General features: G+C 63.2%; 17 protein-coding genes and 1 riboswitch. Of the genes, 11 read left to right on the top strand and 6 right to left on the bottom strand.

All coding sequences use genetic code 11. From position 1 onward, the window contains the following. The first annotated feature begins 5 nt into the window (after window positions 1-5). The 8 genes from BLU15_RS03930 (at window position 6) to BLU15_RS03895 (ending at window position 7,767) form a co-directional block, all read left to right on the top strand. Window positions 6-1,058: a class II aldolase/adducin family protein gene (locus BLU15_RS03930; RefSeq protein ID WP_089043420.1), complete on the top strand. Its 1,053-nt coding sequence runs from the start codon at window positions 6-8 to the stop codon at window positions 1,056-1,058. After that, entirely contained in the window at window positions 1,055-2,341 is a 1,287-nt protein-coding gene (locus BLU15_RS03925) for an FGGY-family carbohydrate kinase (protein WP_090294333.1), read from the top strand. Before BLU15_RS03930 ends, BLU15_RS03925 begins: the two co-directional genes overlap by 4 nt. Next, window positions 2,338-3,189 (top strand): TIGR01459 family HAD-type hydrolase, encoded by an 852-nt coding sequence (locus tag BLU15_RS03920; RefSeq protein WP_210336539.1) that lies wholly within the window; start codon window positions 2,338-2,340, stop codon window positions 3,187-3,189. Before BLU15_RS03925 ends, BLU15_RS03920 begins: the two co-directional genes overlap by 4 nt. A gap of 14 nt (window positions 3,190-3,203) precedes the next feature. After that, entirely contained in the window at window positions 3,204-4,142 is a 939-nt protein-coding gene (locus tag BLU15_RS03915; protein ID WP_060582648.1) for a sugar phosphate isomerase/epimerase family protein, read from the top strand. Window positions 4,143-4,242: 100 nt separating this feature from the next. Beyond that, window positions 4,243-5,022 carry a DeoR/GlpR family DNA-binding transcription regulator gene (locus tag BLU15_RS03910; protein WP_034792214.1) on the top strand — a complete coding sequence of 260 codons (780 nt, stop codon included), beginning with the start codon at window positions 4,243-4,245 and terminating at the stop codon, window positions 5,020-5,022. Further along, window positions 5,019-5,786 (top strand): triose-phosphate isomerase, encoded by a 768-nt coding sequence (locus BLU15_RS03905; protein WP_090294332.1) that lies wholly within the window; start codon window positions 5,019-5,021, stop codon window positions 5,784-5,786. Before BLU15_RS03910 ends, BLU15_RS03905 begins: the two co-directional genes overlap by 4 nt. 42 nt (window positions 5,787-5,828) lie before the next feature. Continuing rightward, window positions 5,829-6,272 carry a D-erythrulose-4-phosphate isomerase gene (locus BLU15_RS03900; protein ID WP_034792218.1) on the top strand — a complete coding sequence of 148 codons (444 nt, stop codon included), beginning with the start codon at window positions 5,829-5,831 and terminating at the stop codon, window positions 6,270-6,272. Between the two features lie 211 nt (window positions 6,273-6,483). Then, window positions 6,484-7,767, top strand: a complete 1,284-nt coding sequence (locus tag BLU15_RS03895; protein ID WP_176960263.1) for a low temperature requirement protein A — start codon at window positions 6,484-6,486, stop codon at window positions 7,765-7,767. A 425-nt stretch (window positions 7,768-8,192) separates the two neighbouring features. Here BLU15_RS03895 and BLU15_RS03890 read toward each other — a convergent pair whose 3' ends face one another. The 6 genes from BLU15_RS03890 to BLU15_RS03865 form a co-directional block, all read right to left on the bottom strand. Continuing rightward, window positions 8,193-8,666 (bottom strand): 6,7-dimethyl-8-ribityllumazine synthase, encoded by a 474-nt coding sequence (locus BLU15_RS03890; RefSeq protein WP_090294331.1) that lies wholly within the window; start codon window positions 8,664-8,666, stop codon window positions 8,193-8,195. A 92-nt stretch (window positions 8,667-8,758) separates the two neighbouring features. After that, window positions 8,759-8,908: riboswitch (FMN riboswitch) on the bottom strand. A gap of 123 nt (window positions 8,909-9,031) precedes the next feature. Next, window positions 9,032-10,093, bottom strand: coding sequence for an ABC transporter ATP-binding protein (locus tag BLU15_RS03885; protein ID WP_090294330.1), 1,062 nt, complete (start codon window positions 10,091-10,093; stop codon window positions 9,032-9,034). An 11-nt stretch (window positions 10,094-10,104) separates the two neighbouring features. Next, on the bottom strand, window positions 10,105-10,887 hold the full coding sequence (locus BLU15_RS03880) for an ABC transporter permease (RefSeq protein ID WP_034792271.1): 783 nt from the start codon (window positions 10,885-10,887) through the stop codon (window positions 10,105-10,107). After that, on the bottom strand, window positions 10,884-11,765 hold the full coding sequence (locus tag BLU15_RS03875) for an ABC transporter permease (protein WP_034792273.1): 882 nt from the start codon (window positions 11,763-11,765) through the stop codon (window positions 10,884-10,886). The genes BLU15_RS03880 and BLU15_RS03875 overlap by 4 nt, the downstream gene beginning before the upstream one ends. A gap of 183 nt (window positions 11,766-11,948) precedes the next feature. Then, on the bottom strand, window positions 11,949-13,055 hold the full coding sequence (locus BLU15_RS03870; protein ID WP_034792275.1) for an ABC transporter substrate-binding protein: 1,107 nt from the start codon (window positions 13,053-13,055) through the stop codon (window positions 11,949-11,951). Between the two features lie 204 nt (window positions 13,056-13,259). After that, window positions 13,260-14,138 (bottom strand): MurR/RpiR family transcriptional regulator, encoded by an 879-nt coding sequence (locus BLU15_RS03865; RefSeq protein WP_034792277.1) that lies wholly within the window; start codon window positions 14,136-14,138, stop codon window positions 13,260-13,262. Window positions 14,139-14,313: 175 nt separating this feature from the next. Here BLU15_RS03865 and BLU15_RS03860 point away from each other — a divergent pair, with 175 nt between their 5' ends. The 3 genes from BLU15_RS03860 (at window position 14,314) to BLU15_RS03850 (ending at window position 18,305) form a co-directional block, all read left to right on the top strand. Further along, the gene (locus tag BLU15_RS03860) at window positions 14,314-15,087 is read left to right on the top strand and encodes an N-formylglutamate amidohydrolase (RefSeq protein ID WP_082566243.1); all 774 of its coding nucleotides are present in this window, start codon (window positions 14,314-14,316) and stop codon (window positions 15,085-15,087) included. Between the two features lie 113 nt (window positions 15,088-15,200). After that, the gene (locus BLU15_RS03855; protein ID WP_034792285.1) at window positions 15,201-16,748 is read left to right on the top strand and encodes an amino acid permease; all 1,548 of its coding nucleotides are present in this window, start codon (window positions 15,201-15,203) and stop codon (window positions 16,746-16,748) included. Window positions 16,749-16,940: 192 nt separating this feature from the next. Further along, entirely contained in the window at window positions 16,941-18,305 is a 1,365-nt protein-coding gene (locus BLU15_RS03850) for a glutamine synthetase family protein (protein WP_090294329.1), read from the top strand. The last annotated feature ends 69 nt before the right edge of the window (window positions 18,306-18,374 follow it).

Here is an 18,374-nt window from a genome sequence, read left to right as displayed (position 1 = left end):
AACGGATGCGAAGTCTGGAATTCGAAGCGCTTCTCGATCTTTCGGCCCGCGTCGGGGCGGATCCGCTGCTGGTGCAGGGGGCGGGCGGCAATACCTCGATCAAGGAGGGCGGTACGCTCTGGATCAAGGCCTCGGGCCTGTGGCTGGCGCATGCGCGCCAGCGCGACGTCATGGTGCCGGTGGCGCTCGAGCCCTTGCTCAATGCGTTGGAAGCGAACGACCCGGCAACCGAGAAGGCGCAGGATTTCGTGATCGCCGAGCGTAACCCTTCGGGCCTGCGCCCCTCGATCGAGACCACCGTGCATGCGCTGATGCCGCAGAAGGTGGTGGTGCATGTGCACTGCGTCGAGACGATCGCGACGGCGGTGCAGACCAACGGTGCGGCGATCGCTGCTGAGCGGCTTGCCGGCTACCCCCATGTTTTCGTGCCCTATGCCCGCCCGGGCCTGCCGCTTGCAAGAGCGATCACTGAGCGGATGCAGGACAACACGTCGGTTCTGATCCTCGGCAATCACGGCCTGGTCGTCGCCGCTGAAACCGTGGTCGACGCGGCGATCCTGCTCACCGACATTACCCGCCGCCTGACCGGCACGCGTCGGCAGGCGCTGGCCGCCGATCTCGCGTCGCTCGGTCGGCTTGCGGTCGACAGCGATTACCGGCTGCCGGAGGACATTGCCCTGCATTCGGTCGCCGCCGATCTCGACAGTTGCCGGCTTGCTGCCGGCGGCAGCCTTTATCCGGATCACGTCATCTTCCTCGGCAAGGGGGTGGCGGTCGCCGCGCCCGGCGAGACCGCCCTTTCGATCGAGACGAAGCGGCGTGCGACCGGCGACAGCCTGCCACCCTTGCTGCTCTTCCCGGGCAAGGGCGTGCTCGTGCAGAAGGAGATTTCTGCCGGTGCCTTCGCCATGGCGCGGTGCCTTGCCGACGTGACGGCACGCATTCCGGCGGACGCACGGCTTCGCTACCTGACCGAGGCGGAGAATGCCGAGCTTCTCGGCTGGGACGCCGAGAAATACCGCCAGCAGCTCAACCGCGCCGGACAGGTGCTGCAATGAGCGGTGACAATCGCAAGCTGGTCGTCGGCATCGACCTTGGCACCTCGGGCGCCCGTGCGGTCGCGATGGTGGCGGATGGCACGGTCGTGGCATCGGGTGCAGCGAAGCTCTCGGCTTTTTCTGCGGATCACCGCGATCCGATCGGCTGGTGGAAGGCCGTGCAGGCGGCGCTCGAAGAAGCGCTTGGGGGTACCGACAGGCAGAAGGTCGTTGCACTTTCGATCGACGGTACATCGGGCACGATGCTGCCGGTCGATCATGCGGGCGCGCCGTTGGCAACGCCTATGATGTACAACGACCCGGTTGCCGACCGCGCACCGCTCGATGCGGTCTCTGCCCATGCGCCGCGCGAAAGTGCGGCCCATGGCGCCACATCCGGCCTTGCCAAGCTTCTCGCTTTCCAGACTGTGCCGGACGTGTTCCGGGTGATCCATCAGGCCGATTGGCTGTCCGGGCATTTCACCGGGCTCTACGATGTCTCCGATGAGAACAATGCGCTGAAGACCGGCTACGATCCCGTGTCGCGGTCCTGGCCCGATTGGATGGAAAAGACCGGCGCCCGCGTCGAACTGCTGCCGGATGTGCTGCCGGCCGGTGCGCCGATCGCGACGATCTCGCCGGAAGCGGCCGAAGCCTTCGGGCTTTCAAGCGAGGTGGTGGTCGTTGCCGGCACCACGGACGGATGCGCCTCGTTTCTCGCCACTGGCGCCGATCGACCGGGCGACGGCGTCAGCGCGCTCGGCACGACGCTGACAGTGAAGATGCTGTCCGACCGTCCGCTGTTTGCGCCGGAATACGGGCTCTACAGTCACCGCATCGGCGAGATGTGGCTCGCCGGCGGGGCGTCCAATACGGGCGGGGTGGTGCTGGCCGAGCATTTCTCGCCGGAGCGGATCGCTGCACTTTCGGCCGGGATCGATCCGGCCGTCGACACCGGGCTCGATTATTATCCGCTGGTGAAGCCCGGCGAGCGCTTCCCAATCGCCGATCCGGATTTCGCCCCGCGCATGAGCCCGCGGCCGGCCGATGACGCGACCTTCCTCAAGGCAATCTTCGAGGGCATCGCCGGCGTCGAGAGCCTCGCCTATCAGCGGCTGGCGTCGCTTGGCGGACCGGGGCTCCGATCGCTTCGCAGTGTCGGCGGCGGCGCCAAGAACGCGGCCTGGAGCGCGATCCGGGCGCGCAAGCTCGGCGTGCCGTTCCTGCCCGTCCTGTCCGAGGAGGCGGCGGCCGGCACGGCACGGCTGGCGCTGGCCGGTGCCAGAAAGGCTGGTGTGCTGTGACGTTTGCTCAAACGACTGCGATCGCGGGACTTGGCGAGATTGCCGATCGCTACGACGCCTTCCTGATCGATCAGTTCGGCGTGCTGCGCGATGGCCGCGGGCCCTATCCGGGTGCGGCCGAAACGCTGGTCAAGCTGAGGGATGCGGGAAAGCGCATCATCATCCTCTCGAATTCCGGCAAGCGCTCGGCGGAAAACGACCGTCGCCTCGTCGATCTCGGTTTCGTCGCGGGGAGCTGGGATTGGTTCCTGACCTCGGGCGAGGTCGCCTGGCAGATTCTCAGGCGGGAGGGCGAGGGTGCCACCGGTGGGCGGCGCAAGTGCCTGCTGATCAGTCGCGACGGTGACCTCTCGCCGCTGACGGGGTTAGACCTCGAACGCACGGCCAATGGTGCCGATGCCGATTTCGTGCTGCTCGCCGCGAGCGAGGGCGATGTCCATCCGCTTTCCCACTACGAGGCGCTTTTGGCGCCGGCCGCCAGACGCGGCGTGCCCTGTCTCTGCACCAATCCGGACAAGGTGATGCTGACCAAGGAAGGTACCGCCTTCGGCGCCGGGCGTATCGCCGAGCTCTACGAAGAGCTTGGCGGCGGTGTGCGCTGGATCGGCAAGCCCTTTGCCGACATCTATGCAGCCGCGCTGGAATTCCTCGGCCATCCGGATCCGACGCGTGTCTGCGCGATCGGCGACAGCATCGAGCATGACATTGCCGGTGCCGCGAGCGCGGGACTTCACTCGATACTGGTGACGACGGGGATCCTGGAGCGCGCCTCGGACGCGGAGCGCCGCAAGCTCTTTGCCGAACACGGCGCCAACCCCGATTTCATCCTTCCGAAATTTCTCTGGTAGCCGGGAGTAAGGTCGTGGCCTTCACGCTGTCGCTCAACACCAATCCGCTGGTCAACCGCTTCGCCGAGCCTGACGACCTGATCGACACGATCGCCGAGAAGATCCGCATCGGCTACGTTCAGCTCACCCACGAGTTCGTCAATCCCGGCTGGCCGGCGGCAACGATCGCCAAGACCGTCAGGCAGTTTCGTCGGGCGCTCGACCGTACCGGCGTGAAGATCACCTCCGGCATGACCGGCCCCTATGGTCGGCTCAATCATTTCGGCCATCCGGACCCGGATGTCAGGCGCTACTATGTCGACTGGTTCAAGACCTTCGCCGATATCTCCGCCGAACTTGGCGCCTCGGGCATGGGCACGCAGTTCGCGATCTTCACGCTTCGCGATTACGACGACCCGTCGCGGCGCGAGGCGATGATGCGGATCGCCATCGACTGCTGGCGCGAAGTTGCCGAGCACGGCAAGGCGGCGGGGCTCTCCTATGTCTTCTGGGAGCCGATGTCGGTCGGGCGCGAGTTCGGCCACACGATCGAGGAATGCCGTGCGCTCGACCGGCGGCTCGCCGAAGCCCACTTGCCGATCCCGATGAAGATGATGGTCGATATCGACCACGGCGACGTCACCTCCGACAACCCCGACGACATCGATCCCTATGCCTGGGCGGCGGCGTTCCCTGAGCGCTCGCCGATCATCCACATCAAGCAATCCTCGATGAACAAGGGCGGTCATTGGCCGTTCACCGCCGCCTATAACCGCGACGGCCGCATCACGCCGGATAAGCTGATCGGCGCAGTCAAGGCCGGTGGCGGCACCGACAACGAGATCTGCCTGGAGCTTTCCTTCCGCGAACGCGAGCCGACGGACCACAACGTCGTCGAGATGATCCGGGAGTCGGTCGAATTCTGGGAGCCGCATATCGATACGGGCTTCAATCGCACAGGAAAATCACACTGAAAGATCACAAAATAACGTTGTGCAAATTGAAATATCACAAATAGGTGTTATCTTCTCACGGTGAGCGTGGTTGAGGCTGCGCGTGATCGGGACCGAGACGATGAAGCCGGAAGACAGGCGACAGGCGATCATGGATGTGCTGATGGAGGCCGGAACGGCCTCCGTCGAAGACCTCTCCTTGCGCTTCGGCGTCAGCAAGATGACAGTGCATCGCGACCTCGACGACCTCGAGCAGGCGGGCCTCTTGCGCAAGGTCCATGGCGGCGCCTCGATCCAGTCGAGCCCGCAATTCGAAAGCGATTTCCGCTACCGCGAAAAGATCGCCATCTCCGAAAAGCGACGGATCGCCGAACATGCGGCGAGCCTGATCGAGCCGGGGCAGAGCATCCTCATCGACGACAGTTCGACCACCGGCGCGATCGCCGATTGCATCCGCGACATCCGGCCGCTGACGGTCATCACCAACAATCTCGGCGTGATCACCAGCCTCTCGGGTGCTGCGGGCATCAACGTCATCGCGCTTGGCGGTCAGTACAGCAAGAAGTTCAACGGCTTCTTCGGCATCGTCACCGACGAGGCGCTGCGGTCGCTGCGCGTCGATATCGCCTTTCTCTCCAGTTCTGCCATCGAAGGCACCACGGCCTTCCACCAGGACCAGGAGGTGGTGCAGGCCAAGCGCCTGATGGTGAAGGCGGCCAAGCGCAAATACCTCTTAGTGGACCACGACAAATTCGGGCGCTCTGCGCTCCATTTCCTGACCGGGCTCGATTCCTTCGACGCGGTGCTGACCGGCGCTGAAGTTTCGGCCGAACATGCCGCACCGCTCGAAGAGGCAGGCATCCGGCTGGTCAGGATCGACAATCTCAAGGAGAAAGCATGAGCAAGTCAGGCCTTTGGGTCGGCACCAGCTGGAAGATGAACAAGACGCTTGCCGAGGCGATGGTCTTTGCCGACGGCCTGGCGGCTGCCGACGCATCACGGGACGAGCGGATCCAGCGCTTTGTCATTCCGCCGTTCACGGCGGTGCGTGAGGTCAAGGCGCGACTTTCCGGCACCAGCGTCAAGGTCGGCGCGCAGAACATGCATTGGGACGATGCCGGCGCCTGGACCGGCGAGGTGTCGCCGCTGATGCTTTCGGATTGCAACCTCGATGTGGTCGAGCTCGGCCACAGCGAGCGGCGCGAGCATTTCGGCGAGACTGACCGCACCGTCGGCCTGAAGACGGCAGCCGCCGTGCGCCATGGTCTGGCGCCGCTGATCTGCATCGGCGAGACGCTTTCCGAGCGCGAAGCGGGCGAGGCGGATCAGGTGCTGAAGCGCCAGGTCGAAGGCGCGCTGGCACTTCTCGAAGGCGCGGCGAAGAAGGCGACGATCCTGCTGGCCTACGAGCCGGTCTGGGCGATCGGCGTCAACGGCATTCCGGCGACGGCTGACTATGCCGACGAGCGCCACAAGCGCATCGCAGAGGTGGCGGAAGCCGCCCTCGGCCGTCGCGTGCCGGTGCTCTACGGCGGCAGCGTCAATCCCGGCAATTGCGAAGAACTGATCACCCAGGCGCATATCGACGGCCTCTTCATCGGCCGCTCCGCCTGGGACGTCACTGGCTATCTCGACATTCTGCAGCGTGTCGCCAAGGCGATCTGAGCCCCCAGCCGTTGCAGCTCAAGAAGAAGGAAAGGAACAATCATGAAGATTGCAATCGGAGCCGACAGCGCCGGCAAGCCCCTGCTGGATGTCATTGCCGCCCATCTCGGTGGCCGCAGCGACGTGGAAGTCGTGGATCTCAGCCAGTCCGGCTTCTATGCGGACCTCGCACAGAACCTGGCGCAGCAGGTTGTCGAGGGCAAGCATGACCGCGGCATCCTGTTCTGCGGTACCGGCATCGGTGTATGCATCTCGGCCAACAAGGTGCCGGGCATCCGCGCGGCGCTGACGCACGACACCTATTCGGCCGAGCGGGCCGCCAAGTCGAACAACGCCCAGATCATCACCATGGGCGCCCGCGTCATCGGTCCGGAGCTTGCAAAGTCGATCGTCGACACCTGGCTCGCGTCCGAGTTCGACCCGAACGGCTCTTCGGCCGGCAATGTCGAGGCGATCAATCGCCTGGATGCCGCAAGAGCCGGTTGAGGAAAGGGGCGGGCGGCTTGCCGTCTGCATCCGGTTCCCGGTTCAAGGCCTACCTTATCTCGCGATGCCGTTGATCCTCCCTCAGGCATCGTGACGACGCGCCCGGCAGCGATGCCGGGCGTTTTCATGTCCGGTCTCCCGCTTCGCCTTGACGAAGCTTCTGCAAATATTTGAATATTCTTGCGGATCGTCAATTGAAGGGCGTAGCCGCATGAGTGAAACCACCCCGACCGAGCCGCATCAAAGCGCGCACCACCATGTGGCGCGCATGAGCGGTCGCGACACGCATGAACATCACAGGACGGCGACGACGCTCGAACTCTTGTTCGACCTGACCTTCGTCATCGCCTTTAGCCTGGCGGCTTCGCAGCTTGCTCATTTCCTGGCCGAAGGGCACTTCTTTTCCGGCCTCTTCGGCTTCGCGCTTGCGACCTTCTCCATCTGCTGGGCCTGGATCAATTTCAGCTGGTTTGCCTCCGCCTACGACACGGACGACTGGGTATTCCGCATCGTCACCATGGTGCAGATGCTCGGCGTGCTGATCCTTGCGATCGGCCTGCCGCCGATGTTCGAATCGATCGACAAGGGTGAGCATCTCGACAACGGCATCATGGTGCTCGGCTATGTCGTCATGCGGGTGGCAATGCTCTTCCAATGGCTGCGCGCCAGCCAGCAGAACCCGGCACGACGGGATGCCTGCATGGCCTATGTCAAAGCAATCAGCCTCGCCCAGCTCGGCTGGGTCGTTCTGATCTTCTTCGATTTCTCGCTGCTGGTGACCTTCGTCATGGTCGTGGGGCTGACGGCGATCGAGATGGTCGGCCCCTATGTCGCCGAGATGCGCTACGGCGGAACGCCCTGGCATGCCCATCACATCGCCGAGCGCTACGGGCTGCTCGCGATCATCGCGCTTGGGGAAGGGGTGGTCGGCACGGTCGCCTCAATCTCCGCCGTGGTCGAAGGGCAGGGCTGGAACCTCGATGTCGCGCTCGTCTGCCTCGCCGGTACGGGGCTCACCTTCGGCATGTGGTGGATCTATTTTCTGCTGCCGAGCGCCGAGATCCTGCACCGGCACCGTCAAAAACGCTCCTTCGTCTGGGGCTACGGCCACATGCCGATCTTCGCCTCGATTGTCGCGACTGGCGCCGGCCTGCATGTGGCGGCCTATTACATCGAGCACAAGGCGCATATCGGCTCGGTCGCAACGGTGCTGACCGTTGCGGTGCCCGTCGCGTGCTACATCGGGCTGCTCTATGCGATGTACGCCTATCTTATGCAGCAGGTGGAGCGGTTGCATCTCTGGCTGCTCGCGGGCACGGCAGTGGTGCTGGCCGCGTCAGTGGTCGCGGCCATAGCCGGGCTCGACATGGCCAAGTGCCTGATCATCCTGATGCTCGCGCCCGTCGTCACCATCGTCGGCTACGAGGTGGCGGGGCACCGGCACCGCGTGGCGGCACTGGATCGCAGCCTGCGCAAGAACGAGGCCGCGCATTGATTTTGCGAGTCGAAACAGTGCGTTGCCGGCTCAAGCTGGTGAGCCGATTCAGGTGGTTCAGAGGTTGATTCAAGCGCAGCGTTTGGCGCTGTTCGCCCCTGCCGCCGCCCCCTCACGCTAGCCTTCTCCCCGTAGGCGGGGAGAGGGAACGAGAACTGCCTCGGAGTTTGTGATGGACCCGAGTGGAAGGCCGTTCTCGGTAGCCCGGGGAGAGAGTTTGCGCGACAAGGGTGCCGCTTGTGTCCTTCTCGCCGCCCGCGGGGAGAAGGTGGCCGGCAGGCCGGATGAGGGGCATTCCCCTCACCGGGCGGATGAGGGGCAAGCCTTCACGGGGCGGATGAGGGGCAAGCCTTCACCGGGCGGATGAGGGGCAAGCCTTCACCGGGCGGATGAGGGGCGAGCCTACCTCAACCGCATCTCGCCGATCAGGCGTTGACGAGCGCCAGCTTGGCGCGGGCGTCGAGGATCTGGGCGCAGGCGTTGGCCGCCTCCGTACCCTTGGTAACGAAGTGCTCGCGGAAGAAGGCGATCAGCGGTTCGCTTTCCTGGAAATTGTGCGGCGTCAGTACGGCGGAAAGCACCGGCACACTGGTGTCAAGTTGCACGCGCATCATGCCGTCGAGCACGGTGCCGGCGACGAAATCGTGGCGGTAGATGCCGCCGTCGACGACGAAGGCGGTGCCGAGGATCGCGGCATAGCGGCCGGTCTTGGCCAGCGTCTGCGCATGCAGCGGGATCTCGAGCGCGCCGGGCACGTCGAAGATCTCGACGTCGGCTGCCGAGCCGCCAAGCTTCGTCCATTGCGTGACGAAGGCATCGACGCAGCGGTCGACGATATCGGCATGCCAGCGGGCACGAACGATCGCGATCTTGGCGGCGGGGTGGGAAAGAATGGTCATGGTCTCAAGCCTTTCAGGGTTTGGCGTTTCCAATGATCCCGTCGGGCGAACATGCATGCGCGCGAGGTCCCGTCGCGGGGACCCACGTTGCTGCTTGCTCTCTTCCATCCGGACTGTGACCGTCGGCTCCGGATTCTGACCGGATCTGCTGACCCCCAGGGCGAAACCCTGAGGCGCTCGCGGGCTTCGGCCTTTCGGCCGCTACCGCCGGTGGGGAATTTCACCCCGCCCTGAGAACAACGCGACTATATAGCGCGACCGCGCGCGGTCAAACGCACGGTGCGACGAAAATGCCAGAAATCACGACAGATTTTTCCAGTGTTTGGAGCCATCGGAAGAAATCGTTCCGATGGCTTCCAATCCGCTTACTCGCGGATGACCAAGAGGTCCTTGGCGGCAAAGCGCAGCGTGACATTGTCGCCGGAAACCGGCGGGGCCACACCCGGATTGTTGAACATGTCGAAGGAGATGACGTCGCCGCCGACGCGAAGGCGCGTGCGGATGACCGAGCCGAGGAAGCTCGTCGAGACGACCTCGCCGGAAAGCGACGTGTCGCCCGTGGCGCCCTCGGCGATCGAGCCCGCTTCGGGACGAAGCGCCAGCGAAATGCTGTCGCCGCCCTTCATGCCGGCAATCGGATCCTTCAGCGCGATCTGCTGGTTGCCGATCGTGACGGCACCCGCGGCCGGGTCCGCGACCTTGCCTTCGATGATGCTGAGCGTGCCGACGAAGGAGGCGACGAAACGCGTTGACGGCGTGTTGTAGATCTCGAAGGGGGTGCCGATCTGGTCGGCGCGGCCGGCATTCATGACGACGATGCGATCGGAGATCGACAGCGCTTCTTCCTGGTCATGGGTCACGAACACGGTGGTGATGCCGAGCTGTTGCTGGATCTGCCGGATTTCCTCGCGCAGCGACACGCGGATCTTGGCGTCGAGCGCCGACAGCGGCTCGTCGAGCAGCAGCACCTGCGGCTTGACCGCAATGGCGCGGGCAAGCGCAACGCGCTGCTGCTGGCCGCCGGAGAGCTGGTAGGGGAAGCGGTCCGCCAGGTGCTCGAGCTTGATCAGCCCGAGCATCTGCTTCACCCTCGCGTCGATCTCCGACTTGTCTGTACCTGCGACCTTGAGGCCGAAGGCGACGTTGTCATGCACGTTCATGTTGGGAAACAGCGCATAGGCCTGGAACACCATGCCGATGTTGCGCTGGTTGGGCTTCAGCGAGTTCTGGTCGCGGCCGTTGATGACGATCTTGCCGCTGGTCGGGCTTTCGAAGCCGGCGATCATGCGCAGGACCGTGGTCTTGCCGCAGCCCGATGGCCCGAGGAACGAGACGAACTCGCCCTTTTCGATGTCCATGTTGAAATCGTGCACGACGTGAACCGGGCCGAAGGACTTCTTGATGCTGGTGAGTGACAGGAAACTCATGGGTGCGGTCCTCAGGCCTTAGGAGGCGCGCTTTTTTGAAAGCGCGAGACGAGCTGGATGAGGCCGAGGCAGCCCCAGGTGATGCCGAATGCAATGACGGCGAGTGCGGCCGGTTCATAGGCGCGGTTGGCGCCCAGGAGCTGCATGTAGGGGCCGAAAGCCGGGCGGTTGAGCAAGGCCGCCATGGTGAACTCGCCGATGACGATGGCAAAGGTCAGGAAGGCGCCCGAGAGCACGGCGACGAGCACGTTCGGCAGAATGATCTTGGCAAGGATCGTCGTCCATCCGGCGCCGAGGCTTTGGGCAGCCTCGGTCAAGGTGGCGACGTCGATGGTGCGAAGGCCGGTGTCGACCGCGCGGTACATGTAGGGCAGCGCAAGCGTCGCATAGCCGAACATCAGGAGGATGTTGGTGCCGGTGAGCGAGCCCGTCAACGGCAGCCAGCTCGAGGTGTTGTAGAGCCGGATGTAGCCGAAGACGATGACGATCGCTGGGATGACCAGCGGCAGCAGCGTGATGAACTCGATGACGGGGCGCAGCCGCGGCAGCTTGAGGCGGACCCAGTAGGCTGTCGGCACGACGAGCAGAACACCGAAGAGGATGGTGAACAAGGCCTGCAGCACCGAGTAGGTGAAGGTCTCCTGGAAACGCGGGTCGGCGAAGACCTTCTGGTAAGCGTCGAAGGAGTATTCGCCGCGGCGCATCTTCAAGGAGAAGTTGGTCATGCCGATGAGCGGCAGGGTGAAATAGAGGAGGCCGAAAACGAGGGCTCCCCAGGCCCAGATCTTCTTCATTTCAGCCACCTTTCGCTGCGGCTGCGCAGCCAGATGTAGATCGCGTTGGCGATACCGGTGACGACGATCATGCCGAAGGCGAGCGCGTAACCGAGATGCGGGTTGCCGAGCACGTCGCCGCGGATCTGGGCAAAGAGCAGGATCGGCACGATCGAGAGCGACGAGCCGGTGAGTGCGATCGCGGTCGCAACGGCGCCGAAGGCATTGGCGAAAAGCAGCGCCAGCGTGCCGAGCAGCGACGGAAGCAGGATCGGGAAGGCGACCATGCGCCAGTATTGCAGGCCGGTGGCGCCGAGGATCTCGGCGGCCTCGCGCCATTCGCGCTTCAGGCCGTCGAGTGCCGGCGTGATGATCAGGATCATCAGCGGGATCTGGAAGAACAGATAGGTGACCGTCAGCCCCCAGAAGGACAGCAGGTTGAAGCCGAGCATCCGGAGGTCGAGCCCGAAGTTCGAGCGCAGGAAGACGGTGACGATGCCGACAGGTCCAAGCGTCGCGAGAAAGGCAAAGGCGAGCGGTACGCCGGCAAAGTTGGAGGCGACGCCGGAGAAGGTCAGGAGCGGTCCGCGGATCCCCTTCGGCAAGCCGCCGAAGACGATGGCGGACGCCATGGCAAAGCCGATCAGGCAGCCGAGAAGCGCCGAGGCGATGCTGATCTTGATGGAGATCCAGTAGGCAGCCAGAATCGAGGGCGTGAACAGGCCGCGGATGTTGTCGAGCGTGAAGCTGCCATCGGGCGTCTGAAACGCGCCGACCACGATCTTCATCGTCGGCAAAAGCAGGAACAGCGTCACGAAGGCGGCAAAGGGAAGAATGCCCAGCCAGTGAAGCGGTAGGCGACGCGCCGGCGGGCTGGCGTCGGGTTTAGCAGATGACATTCCGTTCGCGCCCCTGAAGCCGCGTTTTCCACGCGGGCGTTATCGATTGTTGCAAGCAAGAAGCGGGAAACCGACGAAGCCGCGCACGGCTCCCAGATCTCGCTCCAAGGACTTGAATTTCTTACGAATAACCTATGCGCCCCGACCGGAAAACCGGTCGGGGCGACATGTCTGTGGAAAGGCTTACTGAACGTTCGCGCCGACGACGGAATCCCAGCCGCCGGTGACGGCAGCCTTGTTGGCGTCGACTTCTTCGAGCGTCGGGAAGTAGGCCTTCTCGTAAGCGGCTGCCGGCGGCAGGGCGTCGATCAGCTCCTGGGGAACCTTGCCGGCCTTGACCATGGCGTTGAAGCGGGTCGGGTGGCAGAAGCCCTTGAGCCAGCCGAGCTGACCTTCGTCGGAGTAGAGGTGCTCCATCCACAGCTTCGCTGCGTTCGGGTGCGGCGCGTAGGCGGAGATGCCCTGAACGTAGACGCCGGCGAGAACGCCGCTGGCCGGAACGACGACTTCGGTCGGCGGGTTGCCGTTGAGCGTCTTTGCCCAGCCGAGCGCGTTGTAGTCCCAGGCAACGACGATCGGGGTCGAGCCCTGGGCGAGCGTGCCCGACTTGCCGATAACCGGAACGAAGTTGCCGGCCTTGTTCAGTTCGGCGAAGTAGCCGAGACCAGCTTCACCAGCTTCCTTGCCGGACTTTGCACCCTTGGCGAGGCCAGCGGCGAGAACGCCGAGGATCGCCTGGTTCGAGGCGCGGGGGTCACCGGCGAGAGCAACCTGGCCGGCATATTCCGGCTTCAGCAGATCAGCCCAGTCCTTCGGTGCGTTCTGGACGAGGTCCTTGTTCACGAGGAAGGACATGACGCCGTAGTAGTCGCCGTACCAGTAGCCTTCGGCGTCCTTGACGCTGTCCGGGATCTCGTCCCAGGTGGAGACCTTGTAGGGCTGCAGCAGGCCTTCGGCCTTCATCTGCGGGCCGAAGGCGAGACCGACGTCGACGACGTCAGGAGCCTGCGGGCCCTTGTTGTCCTTGTTGGCCTTGACGGCTTCGACTTCGTCGGCCGAGCCTGCGTCCGGGTTCAGTTCGTTGACCTGGATTTCCGGATACTTGGCCTTGAAGGAAGCGATGACGTCGCCGTAGCCGCACCAGTCGTGGGGCAGGGCGACGGTCGTCAGCATGCCTTCCTTCTTGGCGGCTTCGATGAGCTCGGCGCTCGGTTCGGCAGCGGCGATTGCCGTCGTCGCCAGGAAAATGGCGGTGGAGAGTGAAAGCAGGCGTTGGGTTTTTGAAATCACTGGAGTTCTCCTTATGGGTTTAGTCAAATTCGTGGGGTTTCAGTCGATTTCGGCGAAGCTGTTAAAGAGATGCGATGAAAGTAATGTGACAGGGGTTTATCCGTTCGCGCCGCGTATGTCGTTGGAAGAACATTTCTTTTTTGGCTTCGGCGGGCCACTGTCGCATAACTGCATGAAATCCTGTGAACGTGTCGGCGAATTCTCCTAGACCGGTTTGCGAAAGATGCGGGTGGAATCGAACAGGCCCTCGAGCGTCTTCATCCGATCCCGGGTTTCGTCCCAGTTCGAACTCTGAACGGCCTCGATCAGGGCCTCGATCAAGAACAGGATGACGACGGAGCTGTCCCAGGCGGACGGCACCTCGATCTGCGAGCGAAACACCCTTGAGGCGGACTTGGCGACCGGTGAACTCCAGCGATCGGTAAAAAGGATGATCTCGACACCCCGCTCGCGGGCGGATTTGGCAAGCGTCACCATCTCCTGCTCGTAGCGGCGAATGTCGAAGAGAATCAGTACGTCGCCCTGGCGCATGTCGAGCACGTAGTGCGGCCAGGCGCTGGCATTGGTGGCGATTTCGGTGACCCCCGGCCGAATGACCTGAAGGTGGGTGAAGAGATAATCGGCGAGCGAGCGGGTGATGCGGCCGCCGAGCAGATAGATGCTGCGCTTGCGGTCGGCGATCAGCGCGGCCGCCTCGTCGAATTCCTGCGGCTCGATCTGGGTCAGCGTCTCGCGCAGATTGCTGGTGATCGCGTCGGCAAAGCGGTTGAGCGTGTGGGTGCCGGGTGCATTGGCAGCCCAGCGGTCGTGCTTGGTGATCGGATTGGAAATCGTCGCTTCCAATTCCTGATGCAGCCTTGCCTGGAAATCCGGAAAACCGCGGAAACCGAGCTTCTGCACCATGCGGGCGACCGTCGGTGTCGAAACGCCGGCGTTCTCGGCAACCGTGGTGATCGAACCGAGTCCCGAAACGGGATAATTGTCGAGAAGCGTCTCCGCCAATTGCTTCTCCGCGCGGGTCAGCACGGTGAAGTGGGCGTTGATCACATCCGACACGGTGGTGGACGTCGCCTTGCTGCTCAAATTGTCTCCCCTGAACCGATCTTAAGCCGGTTTGTGACAGATTAAACATCGCTGTCACAATTGGAGTCAATCGCAATTTTGAAGAGATCGTTTCAGATTTTGATTGACATGCGTCATCCTCTGAAGAATTCTTTTCATTAACGAACGTCTAACGGGGCAAGAGGGGATGCCGGTGTTGACGCGACTTTTGACCGAAGCAGATGGCGATCCGGTTGCGATCGAGAACGCCGCAGGCAAGGGCGATATTGTGCTCGTCTGCGAGCATGCCTCGCGCCTCGTTCCCGAACGCCTCGGCACGCTTGGCCTTAGCGAACAGGCGCTCGAAAGTCATATTGCCTGGGACCCGGGTGCGCTTGCGGTTGCCAAGCTGCTCGCAACAAAGCTCGACGGGTCCCTGATCTACCAGCGCTTCTCCCGCCTTGCCTATGACTGCAACCGCCCGCCGGAAGCGGATGCGGCGATGCCTGCTGTCAGCGAGGTCTACGAGATCCCGGGAAACCGGACGATGTCGGCCGACGAGCGCCAGGCGCGGGTCGACGAGATCTATCGGCCGTTCCACGATGCCGTCGCCCGGTTCGTATCCGACCGCAAGGCCGCGGGGCGCCCGCCTGTTCTCGTGACGATGCACAGTTTCACGCCCGTCTATTTCGGCAAGCCGCGCGCCGTCGAAGTCGGCGTGCTTCACGATGCCGACAGCCGGCTGGCCGACCATATGCTCGCGACCGCCACCAAGGGGCAGGTTGCCTATGACATCCGGCGCAACGAGCCCTATGGGCCGGCCGACGGCGTTACCCATAGCCTGATCGAATATGGCGTCCACAACGGACTGCCGAATGTGATGATCGAGATCCGCAACGATCTCATTCGCAATGACATCGGCCAAAGGGTCATGGCCGATTACCTGGAAGGGCTGCTGCGCAAAGGCGCTGCGGCTGTTTCAGCACAATAAAAGACCCTGGGGAGCGGCGTTGCCGCGGTCCTGTTCCGGCCAACCGGGGCAGGTGGTTGATGGGACCCTGCCGCAATGGGGCGGTGTGGTCTGAAGAAATCAGGGGAAGAAAAATGTCGGACTACAGTGATTCAGACAAAAAGCAGGACATGAGCGTCCTGCACTCGATGGGCTATGCCCAGGAGCTCGAGCGGCGCATGAGCCAGTTCTCGAACTTCGCGGTGTCGTTCTCGATCATCTGCATTCTTTCGGGCGGCATCAACTCGCTCGCCCAGGCGACCGCCGGCGCGGGGGGCGCCGCGATCGGCATCGGTTGGCCGCTTGGCTGCTTCATCTCCTTGGTTTTCGCCGTTGCCATGGCACAGATCAGCTCGGCCTATCCGACGGCGGGTGGCCTCTATCACTGGGGTTCAATCCTCGGCAACCGCTTCACCGGCTGGCTGACAGCATGGTTCAACCTGCTCGGTCTCGTCACCGTTCTCGGTGCGATCAACGTCGGCACCTATTATTTCTTCATGGGTTCCTTCGGCACGCCCTATTTCGGCCTCGCCGATACGACTCTGACGCGCATCGTCTTCCTCGCCATCATCACCGGCGGGCAGGCGCTGGTAAACCACATGGGCATCGGGCTGACAGCCAAGCTCACCGACTTTTCGGGCTACCTGATCTTCGCGACGTCGATCCTGCTGGCGCTCGTGTGCCTCGTCGCAGCCGACAGCTACGACATCGCCCGTCTCTTCACCTTCTCCAACTACTCCGGTGAAGCCGGCGGCAACGTGTGGCCTCAGACCTCGGGCACCTGGGTGTTCCTGCTCGGCCTGCTCCTGCCGATCTACACGATCACCGGCTATGACGCTTCGGCGCACACCTCCGAAGAGACGGTCAAAGCCGCCCATTCGGTGCCGCGTGGCATGGTCTCGTCGGTGCTCTGGTCGGCGCTTTTCGGCTATATCATGCTGTGCTCGTTCGTGCTGATGATCCCGAACATGGATGAAGCCGCCAAGCAGGGCTGGAACGTGTTCTTCTGGGCGATGGATGCGCAGGTGCACCCCATCATCAAGGACATCCTCTATCTCGCCATCCTCGTCAGCCAGTGGCTGTGCGGCCTGGCAACGGTGACCTCGGTGTCGCGCATGATCTTCGCGTTTTCGCGTGACGGCGGCCTGCCGGCCTCCAAGGCGCTTGCCAAGGTGAGCCCGACCTACCGCACGCCGGTTGCCGCGATCTGGATCGGCTCGATCCTGTCGGTCCTGTTCGTCTGGGGCTCGTCGCTGGTCTCGATCGGCGAGACGCCGGTCTACACCATCGTCGTTTCGTGCACGGTCATCTTCCTGTTCTTCTCCTTCGCGATCCCGATCACCCTCGGCCTCTTCGCCTGGGGAACCTCGAAGTGGGACAAGATGGGTCCGTGGAACCTCGGTGAGAGCATGTTCAAGCTGTTCGCGGTGCTCTCGATCATCGCCATGGTGCTGATCTTCATCCTCGGCGTGCAGCCGCCGAACGACTGGGCACTCTACATCACCGTGGGCTTCCTGGTGCTGACCGGCGCTGTCTGGTTCGGCTTCGAGAGCCGCCGCTTCCGCGGCCCGCCGATCGGTGACGAAGTGGCACGCCGTCAGGCAGAGATCGCCGCTGCAGAGAAGGCCGTCGGCCAGATCTGATCAACGACAAAAGGGCGGAAGCGCGACCGCGACTTCCGCCTTTTCTTTGGGGCCGGACGAAATCGAAAACAATGTGCGCGGCTTCCGGCCCGCACTCCGCGCCAGACAATTCGAGCTGATCACGTTCACGCGGCCAAAAAATATCGTGACCTCAAGGGAACGGCCGCGTGACAAAACATGGGATGGAAGTTGATGAGCTATACGTTTGACGAGTTGAAGGAAGACGTCGCCGCCGGCCGCATCGATACGGTGCTCGCCTGCCAGGTCGACATGCAAGGCCGGCTGATGGGCAAGCGCTTCCACGCGCAGTTCTTCGTCGATGGCGCCTGGAAGGAAACGCATAGCTGCAACTACCTGCTGGCGACCGACATGGAGATGGAGACCGTTCCCGGCTACAAGGCGACAAGCTGGGAAAAGGGCTACGGCGACTATACGATGAAGCCGGACCTTTCGACGCTTCGCCGCATCCCCTGGCTCGAAGGCACGGCGCTGGTTCTCTGCGACATGCTCGACCATCACACCCATGAGGAAGTGCCGCATTCGCCGCGGGCGATCCTGAAGAAGCAGGTGGCGCGTCTCGAGAAGATGGGCCTCAAGGCCTATATGGCGAGCGAGCTCGAATTCTTCCTCTTCGACCAGTCCTATGACGACGCCCGCCAGTCCGGCTATCGCGATCTGCAGCTCGTCAGCGGCTACAACGAGGACTACCACATCTTCCAGACGACCAAGGAAGAGGACGTGATGCGGGCGATCCGCAACGGTCTCCAGGGTGCAGACATTCCGGTCGAGAATTCCAAGGGTGAGGCGTCGGCCGGCCAGGAAGAGATCAACGTACGCTATGCCGACGCGCTGACCATGGCCGACCGGCATGCGATCATCAAGAACGGTTGCAAGGAAATCGCCTGGTCGCGCGGCAAGGCCATCACCTTCCTCGCCAAGTGGAACTATGCGGCCGCCGGTTCGTCCTCGCATATCCACCAGTCGCTCTGGAGTGCGGACGGCAAGTCGTCGAAGTTCTACGACGAGAGCGGCAAATACGGCATGTCCGAGAAGATGCGCCATTACGTGGCCGGGCTTCTCACCCATGCGAGCGAGATCACCTATTTCCTCGCCCCCTACATCAACTCCTACAAGCGCTTCATGGCCGGTACCTTCGCGCCGACCAAGGCGGTCTGGAGCAAGGACAATCGCACGGCCGGCTATCGTCTCTGCGGCGAAGACACCAAGGCGATCCGTATCGAATGCCGCGTCGGCGGCTCCGATCTCAATCCCTATCTCGCTTTCGCCGCTTTGATCGCGGCGGGCATTTCCGGTATCGAAAACAAGATGGAACTGGAAGCGCCCTTCGTCGGCGATGCCTATGGCGGCAAGGACGTGCGCGAGATCCCGCGCACGCTTCGCGATGCGACGGCCGCGCTGACGGAATCGAAGATGCTGCGCGCCGCCTTCGGCGACGAGGTCATCGAGCACTATGCACGGGCAGGGCGCTGGGAGCAGGAAGAATATGATCGCCGCGTCACCGACTGGGAGGTCGCACGCGGTTTCGAACGGGCCTGACCCGCGACATAATCATTCACAAGGATGGCCGTTCCTGACCGGAGCGGCCATCGCATCATTCGCAATGAA

It is taken from the genome of Ensifer sp. YR511 (genome assembly GCF_900103045.1).
Lineage (GTDB): Bacteria > Pseudomonadota > Alphaproteobacteria > Rhizobiales > Rhizobiaceae > Ensifer > Ensifer adhaerens.
This window is presented reverse-complemented; position numbering and strand designations above follow the sequence as displayed.

Bases quoted from the DNA above. Each gene is read 5' to 3' on its own strand.
- BLU15_RS03895 (WP_176960263.1), top strand. From the start codon at position 6,484: ATGAGTGAAACCACCCCGACCGAGCCGCATCAAAGCGCGCACCACCAT.
- BLU15_RS03930 (WP_089043420.1), top strand. From the start codon at position 6: ATGCGAAGTCTGGAATTCGAAGCGCTTCTCGATCTTTCGGCCCGCGTC.
- BLU15_RS03900 (WP_034792218.1), top strand. From the start codon at position 5,829: ATGAAGATTGCAATCGGAGCCGACAGCGCCGGCAAGCCCCTGCTGGAT.
- BLU15_RS03880 (WP_034792271.1), bottom strand. From the start codon at position 10,887: ATGAAGAAGATCTGGGCCTGGGGAGCCCTCGTTTTCGGCCTCCTCTAT.
- BLU15_RS03905 (WP_090294332.1), top strand. From the start codon at position 5,019: ATGAGCAAGTCAGGCCTTTGGGTCGGCACCAGCTGGAAGATGAACAAG.
- BLU15_RS03855 (WP_034792285.1), top strand. From the start codon at position 15,201: ATGTCGGACTACAGTGATTCAGACAAAAAGCAGGACATGAGCGTCCTG.
- BLU15_RS03890 (WP_090294331.1), bottom strand. From the start codon at position 8,666: ATGACCATTCTTTCCCACCCCGCCGCCAAGATCGCGATCGTTCGTGCC.
- BLU15_RS03875 (WP_034792273.1), bottom strand. From the start codon at position 11,765: ATGTCATCTGCTAAACCCGACGCCAGCCCGCCGGCGCGTCGCCTACCG.
- BLU15_RS03850 (WP_090294329.1), top strand. From the start codon at position 16,941: ATGAGCTATACGTTTGACGAGTTGAAGGAAGACGTCGCCGCCGGCCGC.
- BLU15_RS03885 (WP_090294330.1), bottom strand. From the start codon at position 10,093: ATGAGTTTCCTGTCACTCACCAGCATCAAGAAGTCCTTCGGCCCGGTT.
- BLU15_RS03910 (WP_034792214.1), top strand. From the start codon at position 4,243: ATGAAGCCGGAAGACAGGCGACAGGCGATCATGGATGTGCTGATGGAG.
- BLU15_RS03925 (WP_090294333.1), top strand. From the start codon at position 1,055: ATGAGCGGTGACAATCGCAAGCTGGTCGTCGGCATCGACCTTGGCACC.